Below are 20,622 nucleotides of genomic sequence, written 5' to 3' on the forward strand. Positions count from 1 at the left end.
AGCTTGGCCGGACCCTGGTAGGCAGCCGGCGACAGACATGCCGCTCCCGATTCCCACCCCCCGGGCCGTGCTCTTCCGCTTGCACTGGGCGCTGGGCCTCACCGCCGGTCTCGTTCTCGCGCTGATGGGCCTGACCGGGGCCCTGATGAGCTACGAGGAGGCGATCACGGCCTTCGCCAACCGCGACCGGTTGACGGTGGCTGTGGGCGAGCGGCAGGCACTCCCCCCCGCTTCCCTGGCGGCCCGCATCGACGCGCAGGCCAGCGGGCGCCGGGTGAACGCGCTCACCCTGTCGGACGACCCGGGCGCGAGCGTCCATGTCCGCTTCGCCCGCGATCCGGAGACCCGCGCGCGGCCGCCCTCGGTCTATGCCAACCCCTATGACGGCGCGGTGCTCGGCCCGGTGCGCCTGGAGGCGGCCTTGGCGACGGTGCGGGACCTGCACCGCTGGCTGCTGATCCCCGGCGGGGCCAAGGGCTGGGGCGGCACCGTCACGGGCGCCTGCACGCTGGCGCTGATCGCCTTCCTGGCCACGGGCCTCTACCTGCGCTGGCCCAAGGTCCATCGCTGGCGGATCTGGCTCAAGCCGAGCCTGTCGCGGCCGGGGCGCCCGCGCTGGTGGTCGCTGCACGCCGTGGCCGGGACGTGGCTCGCGCCCGTCTACCTCGTCATCGCGCTCACCGGCCTGACCTGGTCCTACCCGGCGTTCAAGGACGGCGCCACGTGGCTGCTCGCCGGCACGACGGACGCGGAGAAGCCCGGGCGCGCGCCCGGTCGCAAGCGCATGGCCGAAGGGCAGGCCGACGCGTCCGAACCTGCGGCCCTCGACCGGGCCTGGGCGGCGTTCCGGGCCGGAGAGGGGCGCGAGGCGGGCTTGGCGATCCTGACCCTGCCGGAGCCCGACGCGAAGGCGATCCGGATCCGCTGGTTGCCCCGGGGCGTCGACGCGCCGAGCGCCCGCAACGAGGCGCGTTACGACGCCGCCACGGGCGCGCTGCTCTCCGCCGCGCGCGCCGCCGACACGCCGCTCGGGCGGCGCATCCTCGACAACATCCTGGAGGTGCATCGCGGCCGCTTCTTCGGCGACGTGTTCGCCCTGCTGTTCTGCCTTGCGGCGCTCGCCATGCCGGGCTTCGCGGCGACCGGTCTGGTCCTCTACGGGCTGCGCCGCCGTGCGGGCGCCCGGCACCGGGCCGGCGATCCTGTCGCCCGCCCTCCGCGGGGCGAATCCCTGAAGCGGGCGCTGTGACCGCCGGCACCCGGGCGGCCCGGCTCAGAGCCGCGCGGTGATCGTCGCCAGCACCGAGAGCGGCGCGCCGGGCTGGTTGTTGAACTGGTTGAAGGGCTGCTCGATGTAGCGCCGGTCGGTCAGGTTGCGCGCGTTGATCGAGAACCGGGCATGGTCGTTGAGGTCGTAGAACACGGCCGCATCGAGCCGGGCGTAACCGCCCACCGAGTAGCTGTTGTTCAGGTCGCCGGCGCGCCGGCCGACATAGGTGATCCCGGCCCCGACGTTCCAGCCGAGCAGAAGGCCCTCCTGGAACTGATAGGTTGACCAGATGCTGCCGCTGAAGGCCGGCGCCCCCACCAGCCGGTTGCCGACCGCGAAGGTGGTGTCCCGGGTGATCCGCGCATCAAGGAAGCTGATCCCGCCGATGACCTTCCAGCCCGGCAGGATCTGGCCGGCGAGGTCGGCCTCGACGCCCTCGGAGCGCTGCTGCCCGGTGATCACGGAATAAGTGGTGTTGACCGGGTCGGCGGCGGAGACGTTGTTGCGGGTGATCCGGAAGGCCGCCGCGGACAGGGTCAGATCGGGGGTCAGGTCCAGCCGGCTGCCGATCTCGTACTGCTCGCCGGTCTCGGGAGGCGGGTTGGCGACGTTGAGGACGTTGTCGATCTGCGGCTTGAACGAGGTCGAGTAGCTCGCATAAAGGGTCAGCGGCTCGACCGGGCGGTAGATCAGGCCGACGCGCGGCGAGGTGCCCGACAGCTCCTGATTGGGCGGGATCGCGCGCGACGTCAGTGTCCGGTTGAAGTAGTACTGCGTGCCGGTATCGTAGCGGACGCCGACCAGGAGTTGCAGGCCCAGACCCAGATCGATCTGGTCCTGGACGTAGAGGCCGTTCAGCTCGTTCTTCTGCTTCAGGTCGCCCTGCAATTGCAGGCCCACGAGGGCTGCCCCGAAGGCCGGGTTCTGGAAGCTCACCGACGGGTAGTTGGTGCTCTGCGTCGTGTAGGAGTGCCGGTAGCCGTTGGTGTACTCGACCCCGGCCAGCACGGTGTGCCGGAAGCCCAGCAGGTCGAACTTGGCCACGACCTCGGTCTGGCTGTCCACGGCGGCGTAGGTCGAGTAGCCCGCGGTCTCGCGCCGGGTCACCATGGTCTTGGTATTGTTCAGTCCTGTGGCGCGGGTCGCCAGGAAGTTGAAGCCGCCCCATTGGGCGTTGAGAACTTCGCGCAGGGTGATGTTGGCGTTGACGTCGTGCTCGACCTTCAGCAGGCCGAAATTCGCGGTGCTGTTGTAGCGGGAGAAGGGCTCGCCGTAATAGCGCGCGACATTGTCGAGCGGCACGCGGCCGTTCCGGGCGACGAGCCCCTCGTCGTACTGCGTATCCAGTCGGGTGAACTCGCCGATGAACGAGACCCGTGTGTCCGGGCTCGGGTTCCACGTGAAGGCCGGCGCCACGAAGGTCCGGGAATTGTCCCGGCCGTCGAAATTGCGGAAGGTCGGGTCGGACTGCCCGGCGAAGCTGACGCGCCCGGCGAGGCCGTCCACCCCCTCGATCGCGCTCGACACCGAGCCCTGCACCCGCCGGAAGCCGAAGCTGCCGGCCTGCAGGTTGATGTCGCCGGACGGCACCAGAGTCGGCTGCCGGGTGACGATGTTGATCAGCCCGCCGGGATCGCCGCGCCCGTACAGCACCGAGGCCGGACCTTTGAGCACCTCGATCCGCTCCACGTCGGCGAGATCACGGGTGACGGTGGAGAAGGTGCCCGCCTGGTTCAGCAGCACGCCGTCGATGGCGTAGGTCTGAGTGCGGAAGCCGCGGATGATGAAGGTGTCGCTCCGGCCCTGGATCGTGCCTCCGGGCTGGACGCTGCTGACGTTCTGCAGGGCATCGCCCAGGCGGATGTCCTGCTGATCGACCAGCACGTCTCGGGGTACCACCTGCACCGATTGCGGCGTGTCGCGCAGGGGCGTGTCTGTCCGGGTCGCTGTGGCCGAGCGCGTGGCGCGGTAGCCGACGACCGGCCCACCCGCCCGCTCGGCCGCGGGGCCTGTGCCGGTGACGCTCAGTTCCGAGAGGACGACCTCGTCCAGGGCCGAATCGGATTGCGCATGAACCACAGTCGTCGATGCGAAGAGCAGGGCGATGGTCAGTCCAGTCAGTCTATTGACGCCGCATGCGCTGTCGAATTCTCCGACATCTACGCGGTTGTCGTGGTCATGTGGCATAGATTTTAGTCGTTCTTAAAAAGATCATCGCCACACGGCGTGCCGAATCTTAGCGTGCAGCGACGGGATTGTTTCAATGCTCGACGGGGATTGAGGACTGAAAAATCGCAGTGACTTGCCGTACGTGGCTGGCGAGCCACATAATAGCATTGGAATAACTCAAAGCTGTTTCGTTTTGGCTTACTGAAACGTGTGCGCGTCTAGCCTGTACACGTTCAGAGGGAGAACTGGCGCGGCTGGGCCGCCTGCCCGTCCGAGGTCCGGGCCTTCGGGCCCGTCACAGCCCATTCGGGATCCGATCGGGGCCCGTCCGGCATGTCGGTCGCGGCCCGCAAGTGGCCGGGATCGAGACTCGTCACCCGCCCCCAGGTCTGCGTGCCGCGCAGCACGGCGAGCAGGCAGCCGCGCACCGAGAGCCCGGCGGTCTCGCTCCAGATCGACACGTCGTCGGACTTGCCGCTGTCGCCGCTTAAGATCTTGCCGATAGCGGCCTTCCGCGTCCGGACTCAGGCCGAGGATCATCTGGTGGCCGAGCAGAGGGCGTGCCTGCCGGCGCGGATCCGGGCTGGCCTGTCCAGAGGTCCCCGTCCCTTGTCGTGCTTCGGATTGCGCCAGACGACGGCGCAGCACCGGTGCGCGTGGTCGGGGCCGCATGGTTCGGTCCGAACGCGGGCACGCCCGTCCTCGGTGAGCCAGGTGCCCGTCGCGCCATCTCGCTCGCGCGGGACTCGCGCCCGTGTGACCAGCTCGGCGCGTCACCGCGAAATGCCGCCGGTCGCGCGATCGTTCGGACCGGAGCGCGCCGTTCCCAGGCGCCGGCGCATCTTTGGCCGATGCGCTCGGGCTGCCCAAGACCCTTCATCCGACACCGCGGGCCCTACCTCGGCCTCGGAGAGAGTGCGGCCTCAGGCGTGCCCGGCCGGCTTCAAAGCCCCGGTCCGGTCGTGGAAATCCGGCCCGTTCACCGTCCGGGCCACATGCCCGGCCCGGATCAGGTAGTCGCCGAAATGCTCGCCGGGATTCCGGCCTTTCGCGTAGTCGGCAAATAATGGGTCCAGGGTGTCCCGGATCTCCGAGGCCGCCACGTCCTCCTTGTAGAGCTTGCCCAGGCGCGAGCCGTCGAAGGCGGCGCCGAGATAGAGGTGGTAGCGTTCGGGACCGCGGCCGACGAGGCCGATCTCGGCGATGAACGGCCGGGCGCAGCCGTTCGGGCAGCCGGTGGAGCGGATCGTGATCTCCTCCTCGGCCAGCCCGTGCGCGGCCAGGCTCTCCTCCAGTTCGGTCATCAGGTCCGGCAGGTAGCGCTCGCTCTCGGCGAGGGCCAGCCCGCAGGTCGGCAGGGCCACGCAGGCGATGGAGTTGCGGCGCAGCGCCCCCGCGCCCTTGGTCAGACCGTGCTCGTCGACCAGCGCCTCGATCTCGGCCCGCTTCTCCGCCGGGACGTTGGCGATGATCACGTTCTGGTTGGCGGTGAGGCGGAAATCCCCCTCGTGCACCTGCGCGATGCGGCGCAGCCCCGAGAGGAATTGCGGGCCGCCCTCGATGTCCTTGATCCGGCCGGAGGGGACGTAGAGCGTGAGGTGATGCCGGCCGTCATCGCCCTCGGTCCAGCCGAAGCGGTCGCCGTTGCCGGTGAACGCGAAGGGCTTTGGCGCGCCGAGCGTCTTGCCGACGCGCTTCTCGACCTCGGCCCGGAAGGCGTCGAGCCCGTAGCGCTCGATCGTGTACTTGAGCCGGGCGTTCTTGCGGTTCTTGCGGTTGCCCCAGTCGCGCTGGACCGTCATCACGGCCTCGGCGACCTTGATGGCGTCCTCAGGTGCCACGAAGCCCATCACGTCTGCGGTGCGCGGGAAGGTGTCGGTCTCGCCATGGGTCATGCCCATGCCGCCACCCACCGTGACGTTCCAGCCGGTCACCCGGTTCTGCTCGTCGAGGATCGCGATGAAGCCGAGATCGTGGGCGAAGATGTCGACCTCGTTCGAGGGCGGCACCGCCACGACGGTCTTGAACTTCCGCGGCAGGTAGGTCCGGCCGTAGACTGGCTCGACCTCGGACTCCGCCTCGCCGCCGACCACGCGCTCGCCGTCGAGCCAGATCTCGCGCCACGCGCTGGTCTTCGGCAGCAGCGAATCGGATATGTCCTTGGCGAGCTGGTAGGCTGCCGCGTGGGCGCCGGTCTGGGCCGGGTTCGTCGCCGCCATGACGTTGCGGTTGACGTCGCCGCAGGCCGCGATCGTGTCGAGGAGCGCCGCGTCGATGGCCGCCATCGTGCGCTTCAGGTTCGACTTGATCACGCCGTGATACTGGAAGGTCTGGCGCGTGGTCGCCCGCAGGGCGCCGCCCGCATAGGTCACCGCGATGTCGTCCAGGACCAGCCACTGCTTTGGGCTGATCACGCCGCCCGCGATGCGCAGGCGGATCATGAAGCTGTAGGCCTTGTCGAGCTTCTTCTTGGTCCGCTCGGGGCGCAGGTCGCGGTCGTCCTGCAGGTACATCCCGTGGAATTTCACGAGCTGCCCGTCATCCTCGGAGATCGCCCCGGTGGCATGCTTCAGCAGGCCGTCCGCGAGCGTGCCGCGGAGATAGCCGCTGGCGATCTTGATGTGCTCGTTCGCCGCGAGCTGGGCCGCGCGCGCAGCCTCCGCGTCGGTGATCGGCCGCTCGGTGGGCGGGGTCTCGTAGACGCGCTTGGCCGGGCTGGCGGCCGGGACAGAGGCCGGGGTCTCGGCGGCCTCGCGGGGGCTGTGGTCGTCCATGGAACGAATCCAATATCGTCGAATGCGTAGGCCTCTTCCCGACCGCGGGGATACCGCGGCGCGGGCAAGAGCGTGAAACTCGGTGTCCGGGAGGTCTCCTCCCGCGCCCCGCCGGGGCCGGCCGCTCGGTGATGGAGCGGGCCGTGGGGTCCCTAGTAAACGTCCTGCTGGTAGCGGTGGCTGCGCTCCAGCGCCGCGACCTGCGCCTCCGCGTCGGCGGCGCTCAGGCCCTTGCTGGTCTCGTAGGCCTTCACCAGAGCGACGCGCACGTCCTTGGCCATGTTCTTCGCATCGCCGCAGACGTAGAAGTGGGCGCCTCCGTCGAGCCAGGAGACCAGCTCCGCGGCGTGCTGGGTGATCCGGTCCTGCACGTAGATCTTCTCCGGCTGATCCCGCGAGAAGGCCACGTCGATCTTCGTGAGCGCGCCATCCTCCAGGGCCTCCTGCCATTCGAGCTGGTACAGGAAGTCGTGGGTGAAATGCCGGTCGCCGAAGAACAGCCACGACCGCCCGGGCGCCTCGACGGCCCGGCGCTCCTGCACGAAGGCGCGGAACGGCGCGACGCCGGTGCCCGGCCCGACCATGATGATGTCGGTGGCCGGATCCTGCGGCAGGCGGAAGTGGCGGTTCGGCTTCAGCCGCACCCGCAGCTTGGCGCCGTCGCGGATCCGGTCGGCCACGTGGACCGAGGCGACCCCTGAGCGGGCTCGCCCGTGGGTCTCGTAGCGCACCGCCACGATCGCGAGATGCACCTCGTCGCCCACCTCCTTGCGGGAGGAGGCGATCGAGTAGGCCCGCGGCGGCAGCGGCCGGGTGATGGTGCCGAGATGCTCGGCCGTGAGCGCGGCCGGGTAGGTCTCGAGCAGGTCGATCAGGTGCCGCCCCTCGATCCAGGCCCGGGCCTCGCCGCTGTCGATGAGCTTCTGCGCTTCCGTGTGGCCGGTCGCCTTGACGAAGCGCTCGATGGTGGCGGGCGACAGCGTGGTGATGTCCCGCTCTGCGAGCAGCGTCTTGCGCAAGGCCGCGTCATCCGCGAGGCCGGCGGCGTTCAGGATCTCGTCCACGAGCTGCGGATCGTTCTCCGGGAAGATCTCGAGGGAATCGCCTGGCTCGTAGGCCGGTGCGCCGTCCTCGAAGGCCAGCGCCAGGTGGATCGTCTCCTTGTCGGAGCGCGAGGAATTGAGGTTCACGTGCTCGACGACCTCGACCACCAGGGGTTCGCGGCTCGGCTCGGCCTCGTCGTCCTCACCCGCGGCGGCGCGGGCGAAATCGACCGCCACCACATTGTCGGCCGCCTCCGCGGGGGCGAGGGCCTTGAGGGTGGCCTTGATCCAGTCGGCCGCCGGCTTCTCGAAATCGAGGTCGAGGTCGGCCCGCTCGGCGGCGCGCCGGCCTCCCAGAGCCTCGAAGCGCGCGTCGAGAGCCTTACCGGTGGCGCAGAATTCCGCGTAGGAGGTGTCGCCCAGTGCCAGGACGGCGAACTGGACGCCGTCGAGGCGCGGGGCGCCCTCCCCCATCAACTCGCCATAGGCCCGCACGGCGCGCGCCGGCGGCTCGCCCTCGCCCCAGGTGGCGGCGATCGCGACGAGCTTGCCGGCCTTCGGCAGGGTCGAAACGTCGAGATCGGAGAAATCCACGACCTTCGGCTTGAAGCCCTGCTTGCGCGCCAGCTTGGCGACGTTGCCGGCGAGCGCCTCTGAATTCCCCGACTCGCTGGCGTAGACGATCGTCAGCGGCTCGGCCGCCTTTGGCGGGGCGGCCGGCGCGACGGCCGGCTGGCCGCCCGCGGCGTCGAGTCCCGCCAGGAAGCCCGCAAGCCACGCGCGTTGCACGGGGGTCGCAGTGCCCAGCACGGCGTCTAGGCTGGCGCGCTCGCCGTCGCCGAACGGGGCGGTGCGCGGAAGGAGATTCTGGCGTGACATCAGGAGACCATGTCGGGGCCTGGGAGGCCGCTGTCAATCGGAAACGTTCTTTTTGCAGAACGGGCTCGGATTAGGACATCGCATTCGCTGCGATGCAAAGAAATAGAAGATTATTCTCCAACGACGGCGAGGGCCGGGCCGGTCCCGGGCAGGTGGCGTCCGGTTTTCGGCGGCGCGGGCAGCGGCAGGGCGGTGGTGGACTTCACCTTCTCCATGGCGAAGCGCGAGGTGACGTTCTTCAGGGGCAGCACCGCGATCAGCTGCTTATAGAAGCTGTCATAGGCCTGCATGTCGGCCACCACGACGCGCAGCATGTAGTCCACGTCGCCCGCCATCCGGTAGAATTCCAGGACCTCCGGCATCGCCGAGACGGTAGCGGCGAAACGCTGCAGCCAATCCTGCGAGTGATCAGCAGTCTCGATCGAGACGAACACGGTCAGCCCGAGGCCGAGCTTGACCGGGTCGAGCACCGCCACCCGCCGGTCGATGACGCCATCCGCTTCCAGCTTCTGGATGCGCTTCCAGCACGGGGTCTGGGACAGCCCGACCCGCTCGCCGATCGCCGCGATGGAGAGTGTCGCGTCCGCCTGCAAGAGGGCGAGAATCTTCAGATCGATCGCGTCCAAAGGAATCTCCGTGGGCTTCTTCCACGCCGCGCCGCGCTGGCGCTCTATAGGCTCTCCGGGAGCCCGGCGAGAAGAATCTTTTATGGTGAACCGTATCGGGTGAAGCGGGGCGCTGTGCGCCACCGCACGTCAGGGCCTCGGGATATGCCGGACAAGCACACCCTGGCGCCTTGACTTCGTTCGGTATAGCGAACATCTCGCCCGTTCGACAACAGGGTACGGAGTCGTCCGGGCCCTGTCCCCCGTTCCAACCCAGGACATGTCGCGATGACCCGTCCGGACCGACAGACGGCCGAATCCCTCGCCGGGCGGCTGTCCGGGCTCGACCTGACAGACCGCCTCCACGTGATCGCCTCCGAGATCCCGGGCCGCCTCGTGTTCACCACGAGTCTCGGCGTCGAGGACCAGGCCCTGACCCACGCGCTGGCCATGGCCGGGCTGGCGAAGGGCCGCGTCGAGATCGTCACCCTTGATACCGGCCGCCTGTTCGCCGAGACCTACGACACCTGGGCGGAGACCGAATCGGCCTACGGCATCCGGATCGGCGCCTATGCTCCGGAGCGCGCGGCCGCGGAGGCCTTCGTGCGCCAGGAAGGCATCAACGGCTTCCGGCGCTCGGTCGCCGCCCGGCAGGCCTGCTGCGGCTTCCGCAAGGTCGAGCCGCTGGGCCGCGCCCTCGACGGCGCGAGCGGCTGGCTCACGGGTCTGCGCGCCGGCCAGTCGGCCAACCGCGCCGAGACGCCGCTGGCCGAGTTCGATGCCGGGCGCGGCCTGATCAAGCTCAACCCTCTCGCCGACTGGTCCCGGCCGCAGATCGACGGCTTCATTCGCGAGAACTTCGTTCCCTACAACGTGCTGCACGATCGCGGCTTCCCGTCGATCGGCTGCGCGCCCTGCACGCGCGCGGTGAAGCTCGGCGAGCCGGAGCGCGCCGGACGCTGGTGGTGGGAGCAGGAAGAGAAGAAGGAATGCGGCCTGCATATCGGGCGCCCCGCGGCGTCCGTGCAGCCGGGTCAGGAGCCCGCCGCGTTCGAGACCAGCCAGGATGTGACAAACCGCCAGCCGGAGTTCGCCCGATGAGCGCAGCCCTCGCCGCCGCCGTGCAGCCGAGCGCCCCCTCGCACACCCAGAATCCTGCCGACCGCCTCAGCCACCTCAAGCGGCTGGAGGCCGAGAGCATCCACATCTTCCGGGAGACGGTCGCCGAGACCGAGAACCCGGTGATGCTCTACTCGATCGGCAAGGATTCCTCGGTCCTGCTGCACCTGGCCCTGAAGGCCTTCGCGCCCGGGCGGCTGCCGTTCCCACTGCTCCACGTCGACACCACGTGGAAGTTCCGCGAGATGATCGCCTTTCGCGATGCCCGGGTGAAGGAACTCGACCTCGACCTCCTGGTGCACACCAACCCGGACGGGCTCGCCCGCGGCGTCGGCCCCGTGAGCCACGGCTCCGAGGTCCATACCGACGTGATGAAGACCCAGGCCCTGCGCCAGGCTTTGGACAAGCACAAGTTCGATGCCGCCTTCGGGGGCGCCCGCCGCGACGAGGAGGCGAGCCGCGCCAAGGAGCGGATCATCTCCCTGCGCACCGCGCAGCATCGCTGGGACCCCAAGCGCCAGCGCGCTGAGCCGTGGCACCTCTACAACCTCAAGAAGAAGCGCGGCGAATCCCTGCGGGTGTTCCCGCTCTCGAACTGGACCGAGCTCGACATCTGGCTCTACATCGAGCAGGAAAACATTCCGATCGTGCCGCTCTATTTCGCCCAGGAGCGCCCCGTGGTGGAGCGCGAGGGCCAGCTGATCATGGTCGATGACGACCGCCTGCCGCTCGCGCCGGGCGAGACCCCGCAGCAGCGCCTCGTCCGGTTCCGGACGCTGGGCTGCTACCCGCTCACCGGTGCCGTGGAGAGCGATGCCGCCACGCTGCCCGAGATCATCGGCGAGACCCTGGCCGCCCGCACCTCGGAGCGCCAGGGCCGGGTGATCGACAAGGACGGCGCGGGCGCCATGGAGCGCAAGAAGCAGGAGGGCTACTTCTGATGACGTTGCACCAGGCTCCCACCGCCTTCGCCGACCGCGCCTCCGGCTACGCGGCGTTCCTCACCGCGCACCGCAACAAGGCGGTGCTGCGCTTCATCGCCTGCGGCTCGGTGGATGACGGCAAGTCGACCCTGATCGGGCGGCTCCTGCACGACACCAAGCAGATCTTCGACGACCAGATCTCGGCGCTCCAGCGCGATTCCCGGCGCCACGGGACGCAGGGGCAGGAGATGGATCTCGCGCTTTTGGTGGACGGCCTCCAGGCCGAGCGCGAGCAGGGCATCACCATCGACGTCGCGTATCGGTTCTTCTCCACGGAGAAACGTTCGTTCATCGTGGCCGACACCCCCGGCCACGAGCAGTACACCCGCAACATGGCCACCGGCGCCTCGACGGCGGACGTGGCGGTGATCCTGGTGGATGCCCGCCAGGGCCTGACCCGCCAGACGCGGCGCCACGCATTGCTGGTGTCGATGCTGGGCATCCGCCGGGTCGTTCTGGCGGTGAACAAGATGGACCTGGTCGGCTGGTCGCAGGACAAGTTCGACGCGATCCTGTCGGGCTTCACCGATTTCGCCGGCGGGCTGAACTTTGCCGAGGTCAAGGCGATCCCGCTCTCGGCCAAGAACGGCGACAACGTCGTGGACCCGGCCATCGCCGCCACCTGGTACACGGGCGGCACGCTCCTCGACTACCTGGAGACCGTGCCGGTGCGCGAGGAGGCGCTCAACGCGCCGTTCCGCATGGCGGTGCAGTGGGTGAACCGGCCGAATTCCGAGTTCCGCGGCTATAGCGGCCGGATCGCCAGCGGCCGGGTCCGCCCGGGCGATGCCGTGACGATCCAGCCCTCGGGCCGGACCTCGACCGTGGCGCGGATCTACACTGCCGACGGCGACCTTGCCGAGGCCGGCGAGGACGAGTCGGTGACCCTGGTTCTGGCCCACCAGATCGACGCCTCGCGCGGTCAGGTGATCGCGGCCTCCGGATCCCCGATGCGGGTCACGGAGCAGTTCGACGCCCGCCTGTTCTGGGCGGCCGAGACCGAGCTGGCGCCGGGGGCGAGCCTGCTCGCCAAGATCGGCACCGCCACGGTAAGCGCCACCGTGGAGCGGATCGTCTCGCGCATCGATCCCGAGACCGGCAGGCCGGGCCCTGCCGAGCGCCTGTCGGCCAACGACATCGCGGATGTGTCCCTGCGCCTCGACCGTCCGGTGGCGGTGGACGCCTATGCGGCCAACCGCGAGACCGGCAGCCTGATCCTGATCGACCGCGAGACCACCGACACGGCGGCGCTCGGGCTGGTGCTGGCACCGCAGGCTGAGGCCTCGCCGGTGACAACCGCCGCACCGGCTGCCGAGAAGGCACCCGGCCTGCTCGGTCGCCTCAGCCGCCTGTTCGGGCGCTGAGCCGGTAAAAAGGTCCCGGATTCAAAAGGTCCGGGACCCAGCCCTTTCAAGGTGATTGAAAGGTGTTGCGATCCAAATCCCGCGGTTTCTCAGATCTGTGCCTTCGCCCCCGTGAAGGCGGCAGGTCCATGAACGACTCCCTCATTCCGGAACCGCGAAGCGGAGCCCGGAATGACGCGGAGGCTCAGGGACGCTGCCGTCAGGCCGCCCGCGCGGCGGCGCCGAGACCCCAGGCCTGCGCCAGCAATGCGTAGGATTCGTGCCGCACCCCCTGGTCGGGGATCGCCGAGACGATCATCAGCTCGTCCGCCTGCGTGTGCTCGGCCATCTCGGCGAGCCGCGCCCGCAGGGTCTCGGGGCTTCCCACGTGCAGCCGGTCGCGACCGCGCTCGATCTGGGCGCGTTCCGCGCTGGAATACGGGTATTCCAGCGCCTCGGCGAGGCTCGGCAGCGGCCGGTATTCGCCCCGCTCCCGCCGCAGCGTCGACAGGCGCGCGCTCGCGGCCAGCCGCTCGGCCTCCGCGTCCGTGGCGGCGCAGATCGCCGCCACGGCCAGGATCGCGTGGGGCCGCTCGCCGAGCCGCGTCGGCCGGAACAGGCGGCGATAGGCCCGCATCGGCCCCTCGGCCGGCATCCCGGAGAAGTGCTGCGCGAAGCCGAACCCGCAGCCGATCTCGCCGGCGAGCTGGGCGCTGTAGTCGGATGAACCGAGCAGGAAGATCGGCGGCAGCGGCACTCCGGCGGGGCTCGCCTGGATTGTCGCGAATGGATGCCCCTCCGGGAAGCCGCCGTCCCAGAACAGCAGCTCCTGCAGGCGGTCGAGGAAGTCGTCGCCCCCGCTCTCGCCGGGGGCCTCCCGACGGCGCAGGGCCCGGGCAGTGAGCCCGTCGGTACCGGGTGCGCGCCCGAGGCCGAGGTCGATCCGCCCGGGAAACAGCGCCTCCAGCACCCGGAATCGTTCGGCCACCATCAGCGGTGCATGGTTCGGCAGCATGATCCCGCCCGAGCCGACCCGGATCGCATGGGTCGCGGCGGCGATCTGGCCGATCATGATCTCGGGGGCCGGGCTCGCCACGTTGGGGAGCGCATGGTGCTCGGCGAGCCAGTAGCGCCGATAGCCGAGGCCATCGACGTGGCAGGCGAGCGCCAGTGTGTCGTGCAGCGCCTGCGCGGGGGTCGAATCGGCGCCGACGAAGGAGAGGTCGAGGACGGAGAGCGGGATCATCCGCAGGAGATGGGGGCGCGGGTGGGCGGGCGCGAGGGCGGATGGAGCACCGGGCTTAACGCTTCAGGAGTTCAACTCAGCGCGTCCCGATCTTTCAATCCCGGCCCTGAAACAGGGCCACGCAGGTTCTGCCCCGATAGAAGACGTTGAGGATTCGCACCTGATCGCTTTCTTCGGATTGCCGGGAGGATAGCCAGGAATCCGGTCCGCCGGGCAGTCTTGTCGGCATCGCAGCCTCGGCCTAGGGTCCCGCCCGCATCGTGGGCGCCCGGGATCGCCGCGCCCTTACGGAGACAGACGACCATGGCCTTCCTCGCCGACGTCCTCTCGCGGGTGAAGCCGTCCGCGACCATCGTGATGACCCAGAAGGCCCGGGACCTGAAGGCGTCCGGCGTCGACGTCATCAGCCTGTCGGTGGGCGAGCCGGATTTCGACACCCCCGAGCACATCAAGCAGGCCGCCATCGAGGCGATCCACCGCAACGAGACCCGATACCCGCCGGTCTCCGGCATCGTGCCCCTGCGCGAGGCGATCGTGCGCAAGTTCAAGCGCGAGAACGGGCTCGACTACAAGGTCTCGCAGACCATCGTGGGCACCGGCGGCAAGCAGGTGCTCTACAACGCCTTCCTGGCCACCCTGAACCCGGGCGACGAGGTGGTGATCCCCCGCCCCTACTGGGTGTCCTACCCGGAGATGGTCGGGCTGTGCGGCGGCACGCCGGTCTTCGCCGACACCGACATGGCGCACGGCTTCAAGCTCCAGCCCGAGGAGCTCGACCGGGTTCTGACGCCCAAGACCAAGTGGATCGTGCTCAACTCGCCTTCGAACCCGTCCGGGGCCGCCTATTCGCGCGACGAGATGAAGGCGCTCACCGACGTCCTGCTGCGCTACCCCGACGTGCACATCCTGACCGACGACATCTACGAGCACCTGACCTACGGCGACTTCGAATTCGTCACCCCGGCCCAGGTGGAACCCGCCCTGGTCGAGCGGACGCTGACCATGAACGGCGTCTCGAAGGGTTATGCCATGACCGGCTGGCGGATCGGCTACGCGGCCGGTCCGGAAAAGCTGATCAAGGCGATGGACTTCGTCCAGGGCCAGCAGACCTCCGGCGCCAGCACCATCGCGCAATGGGCCGCGGTGGCCGCCCTGGACGGCCCGCAGGACCACCTCGCCACGTTCCGGGCGGCGTTCCACGGCCGGCGCGACCTCGTCGTGTCGATGCTCAACCAGAGCAACGGCCTGACCTGCCCGACGCCCGAGGGCGCCTTCTACGTCTATCCGTCCTGCGCGGCGCTGATCGGCAGGAGAACCGAGGGCGGCAAGACCATCGAGACGGACGAGGACTTCGTCACCGAGCTGCTCCAGGCCGAGGGCGTGGCTGCGGTGCACGGATCGGCCTTCGGTCTGGGCCCGAACCTGCGCATCTCCTACGCCACCTCGAACGCGGTGCTGGAGGAGGCCTGCCGGCGCATCCAGCGGTTCTGCGGCTCGCTGCGGTAAGTCCCACCACGGAGCCGGCCGCATCGGAGGCGCCATCGCGGTGATCGCCCCCGGCGCATCGCCGCGCTCCGGTCGCGCCTCGCGGCCGAAGCGTCCGAGGCCGACAGCGCCGCGCTGATACGCGTCGCTGCGGCCGCCGCGGAGCGCTGATCGCCGCGGGGGCGCCGAAATGGCCGCCGCTCTGTTGCCGGCTCGGCTGCCACCCTCTACACGGGCGGTCCCTGTGGCCGATGCGCCTGAAGGTTTCGCGAGCCCGCTCGGGCCTGCATGGTAGCGGGGTCGGCAGTGACGGGGTGGTCCGGACCAGTTCTCTGGACCAATCCTGTGAGGCTCAGTGGGCCGAGTTGCTGCAGGAGTGTCGGGAGCGCGGGGAACAGGAACCGCGGGCTCGGCGCAGGGCCCACACAGAATTCCAGCGGACTTCACCCGGGGACGGCCGGCGGCTCCCGCATGGGCCGCCCGCGGGGTTGCCCGCGAGACCGGCCGGGACGGAGCCCTGCCCCGTTCCGGGACGCCGCCTGGCCGCGCGATTGCGGCTTCGTTCACGCTCCGGGGCGATGATGCGACAGGACCGGGGATCCGGTCTCGCACAACCGCGTTCTTTCGGGCCTGACGACCATGCGAGCCCTGCTCACCGGCGGCATCAAGGCGATCCTGGCAATCGCCACGCTCTCCACCGCCGCACACTGGACCCTGCGCGTGCAGCGCGAATCCGCCACGACCACCGCCAGTCCGGTTCCTGTGGCCGCCGGCATTCCCGATCCGGTCACGACCAGCTCCATCGAGCCGCGCCGGCCCGTGAATGCCGTCGCCGCCGTCGCGCCCGTTCCCGCCGCGGGCCTCGACCAGACCCACCTCGCCGCTCTCATCGCGGGCGCGACGCCGTCGAGGCCGAAGCTCGCGAAGGCGTCGACGAAGACCGCGGCCGCCGAGAAGATCGCGGCCAAGCGCTGACCTGCGCGCCGGCTCGGGAGACCGTGCCGGCTGCATGGTTCCCCTGCACCGCGGCGGGTGCCGCCGCGGTCGCGCGCGTGTCAGGAATACAGGCCTCCACCGAGATCCGGCAGGCATGAGCATCCAGGTCGCGACGACCGTCGCCAATGACACGGCCCCCGTGCGCGCCGCCCCGGAACCCGACCTCGCCCATCGCCGGCGGATCATCGGTATCGCGCTGATGTGCGGCGCGGTCGCTTTCTTCGCGAGCCTCGACGCGTGCGGCAAGACCCTGGCGCGGGCCGGCGTCGACCCGCTGGTCACCACCTTCATGCGCTACGCCGCGAGCGTCGCGATGATCTCGCTGTTCATCAACCCGGTGCTCACGCCAGGCGTGGTGAAGAGCCGGCGGCTGCCGCTGCAGATCGTGCGCTCGCTGCTGCTGTTCGCCTCGACGGCCCTGAACTTCCTGGCGCTCCGCTACCTGCAGCTGGCCGAGACGATCTCGATCCAGTTCGCCGCCCCGCTCACGGTCGCCCTGCTGGCCGGGCCGCTGCTCGGCGAATGGTCCTCGCGCGCGCGGCTGGCGGCCATCGGGGTCGGCTTCCTGGGCGTGCTGGTGATCGTGCGCCCGGGCCTCGGCGGGATGCACCCGGCCGCCCTGCTGTGCGTGGCCAACGTCGTCGTCTACGCCTTCTACGCGATCATCACGCGCAAGCTCGCGGCCTACGATTCCACCGCGACGACCATGTTCTACACCGGGCTCGCGGGCCTCGCGCTGATGGCCCCGCTCCTGCCCTGGATCTGGACGAGTCCCGCAAGTCTCGCCCACTGGGCCCTGCTGTTCGGGGTCGCCCTGTTCGGCACCCTGGGGCACTGGCTGCTGGTGATGGCGCATGCCCGCGCCCCGGCCAACGTGCTGGCGCCGTTCATCTACACGCAGCTCCTGTGGTCCGTGACCCTGGGCTTCCTGCTGTTCGGCGACGTGCCGAGCCGCTGGACCGTGGCCGGCGCGATGATCGTGGTCGGCTCGGGCCTGTATCTGCTCGCGCAGGAGACGATCCGCCGGGACAGGCCGGCCGCCTGAGGCGGCCTGTCCCGGGCCGGATGGATCAGCGGCCCAGGCGCTCCTGGCGGTCCATCCGCTCCTCGCGCCGGTTCTCGCGGGCGCGGCGGGCCGGATCCGGATCGGTGCCGAGCACGCCGCCGACCGTGCCGGTGGCGGCACCGACCGCGCCGCCCACGACGCCGCCCACCGGCCCGGCCGCGGCCGAGCCATCCTCGACGCCGCGCTGGGCGCCGCGGACCGTGCCCTGGGCCTGCGCGGCGCCCGCGAAGGCGAGGGGTGCGAGAGCGAGGGTCGCGATCATCAGCTTCTTCATGGTTGCTCCTGTCGGTCGATCCAGGTCGGCTCCGCACCACTTCGGGTTGCGGAGGGTGTACCGGTCAACGGTTCAGGCGCCGAAAGGTCTCATCCGGGCTCGCATCCGCGTGATCGGCGCTGCCGCTGGCATCGGGCCGATGCCGCTGATAGAGAACGGGCGATGCACGCTTTGCGCGCCCTGCGCGGCTTCGGCCGCCCGATTCGAATTACCGGCCCGGCCTCCGCCTGAGGGCCCGCTTCGGCGCGGCCGCGCGGAGGTCCGGGATTTCCTGCCGCCCGATCCGCCCTGACTCCCCTTCTTGCCGGCCCGTTGCCGCCGGCCCGACCGCCGATGCGAGACCCGATGACCACCCCCGAGACAGCGCCGCCCGAGTCCGCCCGCGATTATTCCAAGACCCTGTTCCTGCCGCGCACCGAGTTCCCGATGCGCGCCGGCCTTCCGACCCGCGAGCCGCTGCTGCTGGAGCGCTGGGCCGCGATCGACCTCTACGGCAAGATCCGGGCGGCGGCCGCGGGCCGGCCGAAATTCGTGCTGCACGACGGCCCGCCCTACGCCAACGGCAACATCCATATCGGCACGGCGCTCAACAAGATCCTCAAGGACGTGGTGGTGCGCTCGGCAGGCGCGCTCGGGCTCGACGCCAACTACGTCCCCGGCTGGGACTGCCACGGCCTGCCGATCGAGTGGAAGATCGAGGAGCAGTACCGCGCCAAGGGCCGCAACAAGGACGACGTGCCGGTGATCGAGTTCCGGCAGGAATGCCGGACCTTCGCGGCGCAGTGGCTCGACGTGCAGCGCGCGGAGTTCAAGCGGCTCGGCGTCACCGGTGACTGGGACCATCCCTACGCGACCATGGCCTACCCGGCCGAAGCGGTGATCGCCGACGAGCTGATGAAGTTCTCGATGAGCGGCCAGCTCTATCGCGGCTCCAAGCCGGTGATGTGGTCGGTGGTCGAGAAGACCGCGCTCGCCGAGGCGGAGGTCGAGTACGAGGAGCATGTCAGCGACACCGTGTTCGTCGCCTTCCCGATCCGGGACGGGGCCGACGCGGCGCTGGCAGGTGCGCGGGTGGTGATCTGGACGACCACGCCCTGGACCATGCCGGGCAACCGGGCCGTCGCGTATTCCAGGAAGATCGTCTACGGCCTCTACCGGGTCACGCAGGCGCCCGCCGAGAACTGGGCCACGCCCGGGCAGACCTACCTGCTCGCCGACAGTCTGGCGGCCACCGTGTTCAAGGCAGCCCGGGTCGAGGCGTTCGAGCGCGTGGCCGACGTGAGCCCGGAGACGCTCTCCGGCCTCACCCTGGCGCACCCGCTCGCCGGCCGCGGCTACGATTTCCACGTGCCGATGCTCGACGGCGACCACGTCACCGACGAATCCGGCACCGGTTTCGTCCATACCGCGCCCGGCCACGGCCGGGAGGATTTCGAGCTCTGGATGGCCGCTGGCCGCACCCTCGCCCAACGCGGGATCGACACGACGATCCCCTACACGGTGGACGCGGACGGCGCGCTGACCAGGGCCGCCCCCGGCTTCGAGGGCAAGCGGGTCCTCACCGACAAGGGCGAGAAGGGCGACGCCAACAAGGCGGTGATCGCTGCGCTGACCGAGGCCGGTTCCCTCGTCGCCCGCGGGGTGCTGCGCCACCAGTACCCGCATTCCTGGCGCTCGAAGAAGCCGGTGATCTTCCGCAACACCCCGCAATGGTTCATCGCCATGGACCGGCCGGTGGACAGCCTGGGCAGCCGGACCCTGCGCGAGGTTGCGCTGCAGGCGATCGACGACACCCAGTGGGTCCCGCCCCAAGGAAAAAACCGCATCACCGGCATGGTCGGAAACCGGCCGGACTGGGTGGTCTCGCGCCAGCGCGCCTGGGGCGTGCCGATCACCGTGTTCGTCCACCGGGAGACCGGCGAGATCCTCAAGGATGCGGGCGTCAACGCCCGCATCCGCGACGCCTTCGCGGCCGAGGGCGCCGACGTGTGGTTCCGGGACGACGCCGCGCAGCGCTTCCTGGCCCCGGACCACGATCCCGCCGCCTACGAGAAGGTGTCGGACGTCCTCGACGTCTGGTTCGATTCCGGCTCCACCCATGCCTTCGTGCTGGACGATCCGGAGGCTTTCCCGGGGCTCGCCGGTGTGCGGCGCGTCCGCGACGGCGGCCAGGACAAGGTGATGTACCTGGAGGGCTCCGACCAGCACCGGGGCTGGTTCCAGTCCTCGCTGCTCGAATCCTCCGGCACCCGCGGCCGGGCGCCCTACGACATCGTCCTGACCCATGGCTTCGTGCTCGACGGCAAGGGCCTGAAGATGTCGAAATCGAAGGGCAACGTCGTCGCGCCCCAGAGCGTGATCAAGGATTCCGGCGCCGACATCCTGCGCCTGTGGGTTGCCGCCTCCGACTACACGGACGACCTGCGGATCGGCCCGGAGATCGTCAAGACGTTTGCCGAGACCTACCGCAAGCTGCGCAACAGCTTGCGCTGGATGCTGGGCTCGCTGGCCCACCGCGTGCCGGGCGACGACGTGGATCCGGAAAAAATGCCGGAGCTGGAGCGGCTGATCCTGCACCGGCTGGCCGAACTCGACGGCGAGATCCGCGAGGCCTACGCGACCTACGACACCAAGCGGGTCGTGGCCCTGCTCAACGGCTTCATGACCGGCGACCTGTCGTCGTTCTACTTCGACGTGCGCAAGGACGCGCTGTACTGCGATCCGATCTCGTCGGTGACGCGCCGGGCGGCGCTGCAGGTGATCGACGAGACGTTCCGGCGGGTCGTGGTCTGGCTCGCGCCGGTGCTGGCCTTCACGGCCGAGGAGGCGTGGCTCGACCGTTATCCGTCGCGGGAGGGCTCGGTGCACCTCCAGACCTTGCCGGAGACCCCGGCGGCCTGGCGCGACGACGCGCTGGCGACGCGCTGGCAGAAGATCCGCAAGGTGCGGCGCGCGGTGACAGGGGCGCTCGAGATCGAGCGCGCGGCCAAGCGCATCGGCGCGAGCCTGGAGGCGGCTCCCACCGTCTACGTCTCGGACCCGGAGCTGCTCGCCGCCCTGGAGGGCTGCGACTTCGCCGACACCTGCATCACCTCCGACATCACCGTGGTGTCCGGCGAGGGACCCGGGGACGCGTTCCGGATCGACGAGGTGCGCGGCGTCGCCGTGGTGCCGAGCCCCGCGGAAGGGCGCAAATGCGCCCGCTCGTGGCGGGTCAGCACCGCGGTCGGAGGCGACCCGGATTATCCCGATGTGACGCCGCGGGATGCGCAGGCCCTGCGCGAGTGGGATGCGGCCCATCCGGAGGCCAGCGCGGCGTGATGAGGCCCGCGACAACGCCCACCCCCCTCCGCGGGGGAGGGTGCCCTGC

Annotated in this window: 15 protein-coding genes; 8 read left to right on the forward strand and 7 right to left on the reverse strand. The window is 70.0% G+C overall.

All coding sequences use genetic code 11. The annotated features are described in order from the left end of the window. Positions 1-37 precede the first annotated feature (37 nt). Positions 38-1,249 carry a PepSY domain-containing protein gene (locus tag Q8W67_RS17390; RefSeq protein WP_305547796.1) on the forward strand — a complete coding sequence of 404 codons (1,212 nt, stop codon included), beginning with the start codon at positions 38-40 and terminating at the stop codon, positions 1,247-1,249. A gap of 24 nt (positions 1,250-1,273) precedes the next feature. On the opposite strand, the gene Q8W67_RS17395 is transcribed toward Q8W67_RS17390, so the two are convergent. The 5 genes from Q8W67_RS17395 to Q8W67_RS17415 all read right to left on the reverse strand — a co-directional run bounded on the left by Q8W67_RS17395 (position 1,274) and on the right by Q8W67_RS17415 (position 8,761). Next, positions 1,274-3,457, reverse strand: a complete 2,184-nt coding sequence (locus Q8W67_RS17395) for a TonB-dependent siderophore receptor (protein ID WP_305547798.1) — start codon at positions 3,455-3,457, stop codon at positions 1,274-1,276. A gap of 215 nt (positions 3,458-3,672) precedes the next feature. After that, the gene (locus Q8W67_RS17400) at positions 3,673-3,900 is read right to left on the reverse strand and encodes a hypothetical protein (protein ID WP_370693898.1); all 228 of its coding nucleotides are present in this window, start codon (positions 3,898-3,900) and stop codon (positions 3,673-3,675) included. Between the two features lie 462 nt (positions 3,901-4,362). Then, a complete protein-coding gene (locus Q8W67_RS17405) occupies positions 4,363-6,213 on the reverse strand; it encodes an NADPH-dependent assimilatory sulfite reductase hemoprotein subunit (RefSeq protein ID WP_305547800.1) in 1,851 nt (616 codons plus the stop codon). A 152-nt stretch (positions 6,214-6,365) separates the two neighbouring features. Then, positions 6,366-8,135, reverse strand: a complete 1,770-nt coding sequence (locus tag Q8W67_RS17410; RefSeq protein WP_305547802.1) for a sulfite reductase flavoprotein subunit alpha — start codon at positions 8,133-8,135, stop codon at positions 6,366-6,368. Between the two features lie 110 nt (positions 8,136-8,245). After that, positions 8,246-8,761 (reverse strand): Lrp/AsnC family transcriptional regulator, encoded by a 516-nt coding sequence (locus Q8W67_RS17415; protein WP_305547804.1) that lies wholly within the window; start codon positions 8,759-8,761, stop codon positions 8,246-8,248. A gap of 267 nt (positions 8,762-9,028) precedes the next feature. On the opposite strand from Q8W67_RS17415, the gene Q8W67_RS17420 reads away from it, so the two are divergent. From Q8W67_RS17420 to cysN, 3 genes are read left to right on the forward strand one after another with little or no spacing between them, the layout of a single operon-like run. After that, the gene (locus Q8W67_RS17420) at positions 9,029-9,841 is read left to right on the forward strand and encodes a phosphoadenylyl-sulfate reductase (protein ID WP_305547807.1); all 813 of its coding nucleotides are present in this window, start codon (positions 9,029-9,031) and stop codon (positions 9,839-9,841) included. Continuing rightward, positions 9,838-10,800, forward strand: a complete 963-nt coding sequence (gene cysD, locus Q8W67_RS17425) for a sulfate adenylyltransferase subunit CysD (RefSeq protein ID WP_305547810.1) — start codon at positions 9,838-9,840, stop codon at positions 10,798-10,800. Before Q8W67_RS17420 ends, cysD begins: the two co-directional genes overlap by 4 nt. Then, positions 10,800-12,206, forward strand: coding sequence for a sulfate adenylyltransferase subunit CysN (cysN, locus tag Q8W67_RS17430; protein ID WP_305547813.1), 1,407 nt, complete (start codon positions 10,800-10,802; stop codon positions 12,204-12,206). Before cysD ends, cysN begins: the two co-directional genes overlap by 1 nt. Before the next feature lie 199 nt (positions 12,207-12,405). Here the strand turns inward: cysN and Q8W67_RS17435 are convergent, their stop codons facing one another. Further along, on the reverse strand, positions 12,406-13,431 hold the full coding sequence (locus tag Q8W67_RS17435) for an LLM class flavin-dependent oxidoreductase (RefSeq protein WP_305547816.1): 1,026 nt from the start codon (positions 13,429-13,431) through the stop codon (positions 12,406-12,408). Between the two features lie 303 nt (positions 13,432-13,734). Here Q8W67_RS17435 and Q8W67_RS17440 point away from each other — a divergent pair, with 303 nt between their 5' ends. From Q8W67_RS17440 to Q8W67_RS17450, 3 genes are all read left to right on the forward strand, one after another. Further along, complete coding sequence (locus Q8W67_RS17440; RefSeq protein WP_305547819.1) at positions 13,735-14,937, forward strand: pyridoxal phosphate-dependent aminotransferase; 1,203 nt, start codon at positions 13,735-13,737, stop codon at positions 14,935-14,937. A 618-nt stretch (positions 14,938-15,555) separates the two neighbouring features. Then, positions 15,556-15,891, forward strand: coding sequence for a hypothetical protein (locus Q8W67_RS17445; RefSeq protein ID WP_305547822.1), 336 nt, complete (start codon positions 15,556-15,558; stop codon positions 15,889-15,891). A 115-nt stretch (positions 15,892-16,006) separates the two neighbouring features. Beyond that, positions 16,007-16,957 carry a DMT family transporter gene (locus Q8W67_RS17450; RefSeq protein ID WP_305547825.1) on the forward strand — a complete coding sequence of 317 codons (951 nt, stop codon included), beginning with the start codon at positions 16,007-16,009 and terminating at the stop codon, positions 16,955-16,957. 25 nt (positions 16,958-16,982) lie between these two features. On the opposite strand, the gene Q8W67_RS17455 is transcribed toward Q8W67_RS17450, so the two are convergent. After that, positions 16,983-17,252 (reverse strand): hypothetical protein, encoded by a 270-nt coding sequence (locus Q8W67_RS17455; RefSeq protein WP_305547827.1) that lies wholly within the window; start codon positions 17,250-17,252, stop codon positions 16,983-16,985. Between the two features lie 345 nt (positions 17,253-17,597). Here Q8W67_RS17455 and ileS point away from each other — a divergent pair, with 345 nt between their 5' ends. Continuing rightward, positions 17,598-20,573 (forward strand): isoleucine--tRNA ligase, encoded by a 2,976-nt coding sequence (gene ileS, locus Q8W67_RS17460; protein ID WP_305547829.1) that lies wholly within the window; start codon positions 17,598-17,600, stop codon positions 20,571-20,573. Positions 20,574-20,622 lie beyond the last annotated feature (49 nt).

Source organism: Methylobacterium sp. NEAU K (assembly GCF_030700285.1).
GTDB lineage: Bacteria > Pseudomonadota > Alphaproteobacteria > Rhizobiales > Beijerinckiaceae > Methylobacterium.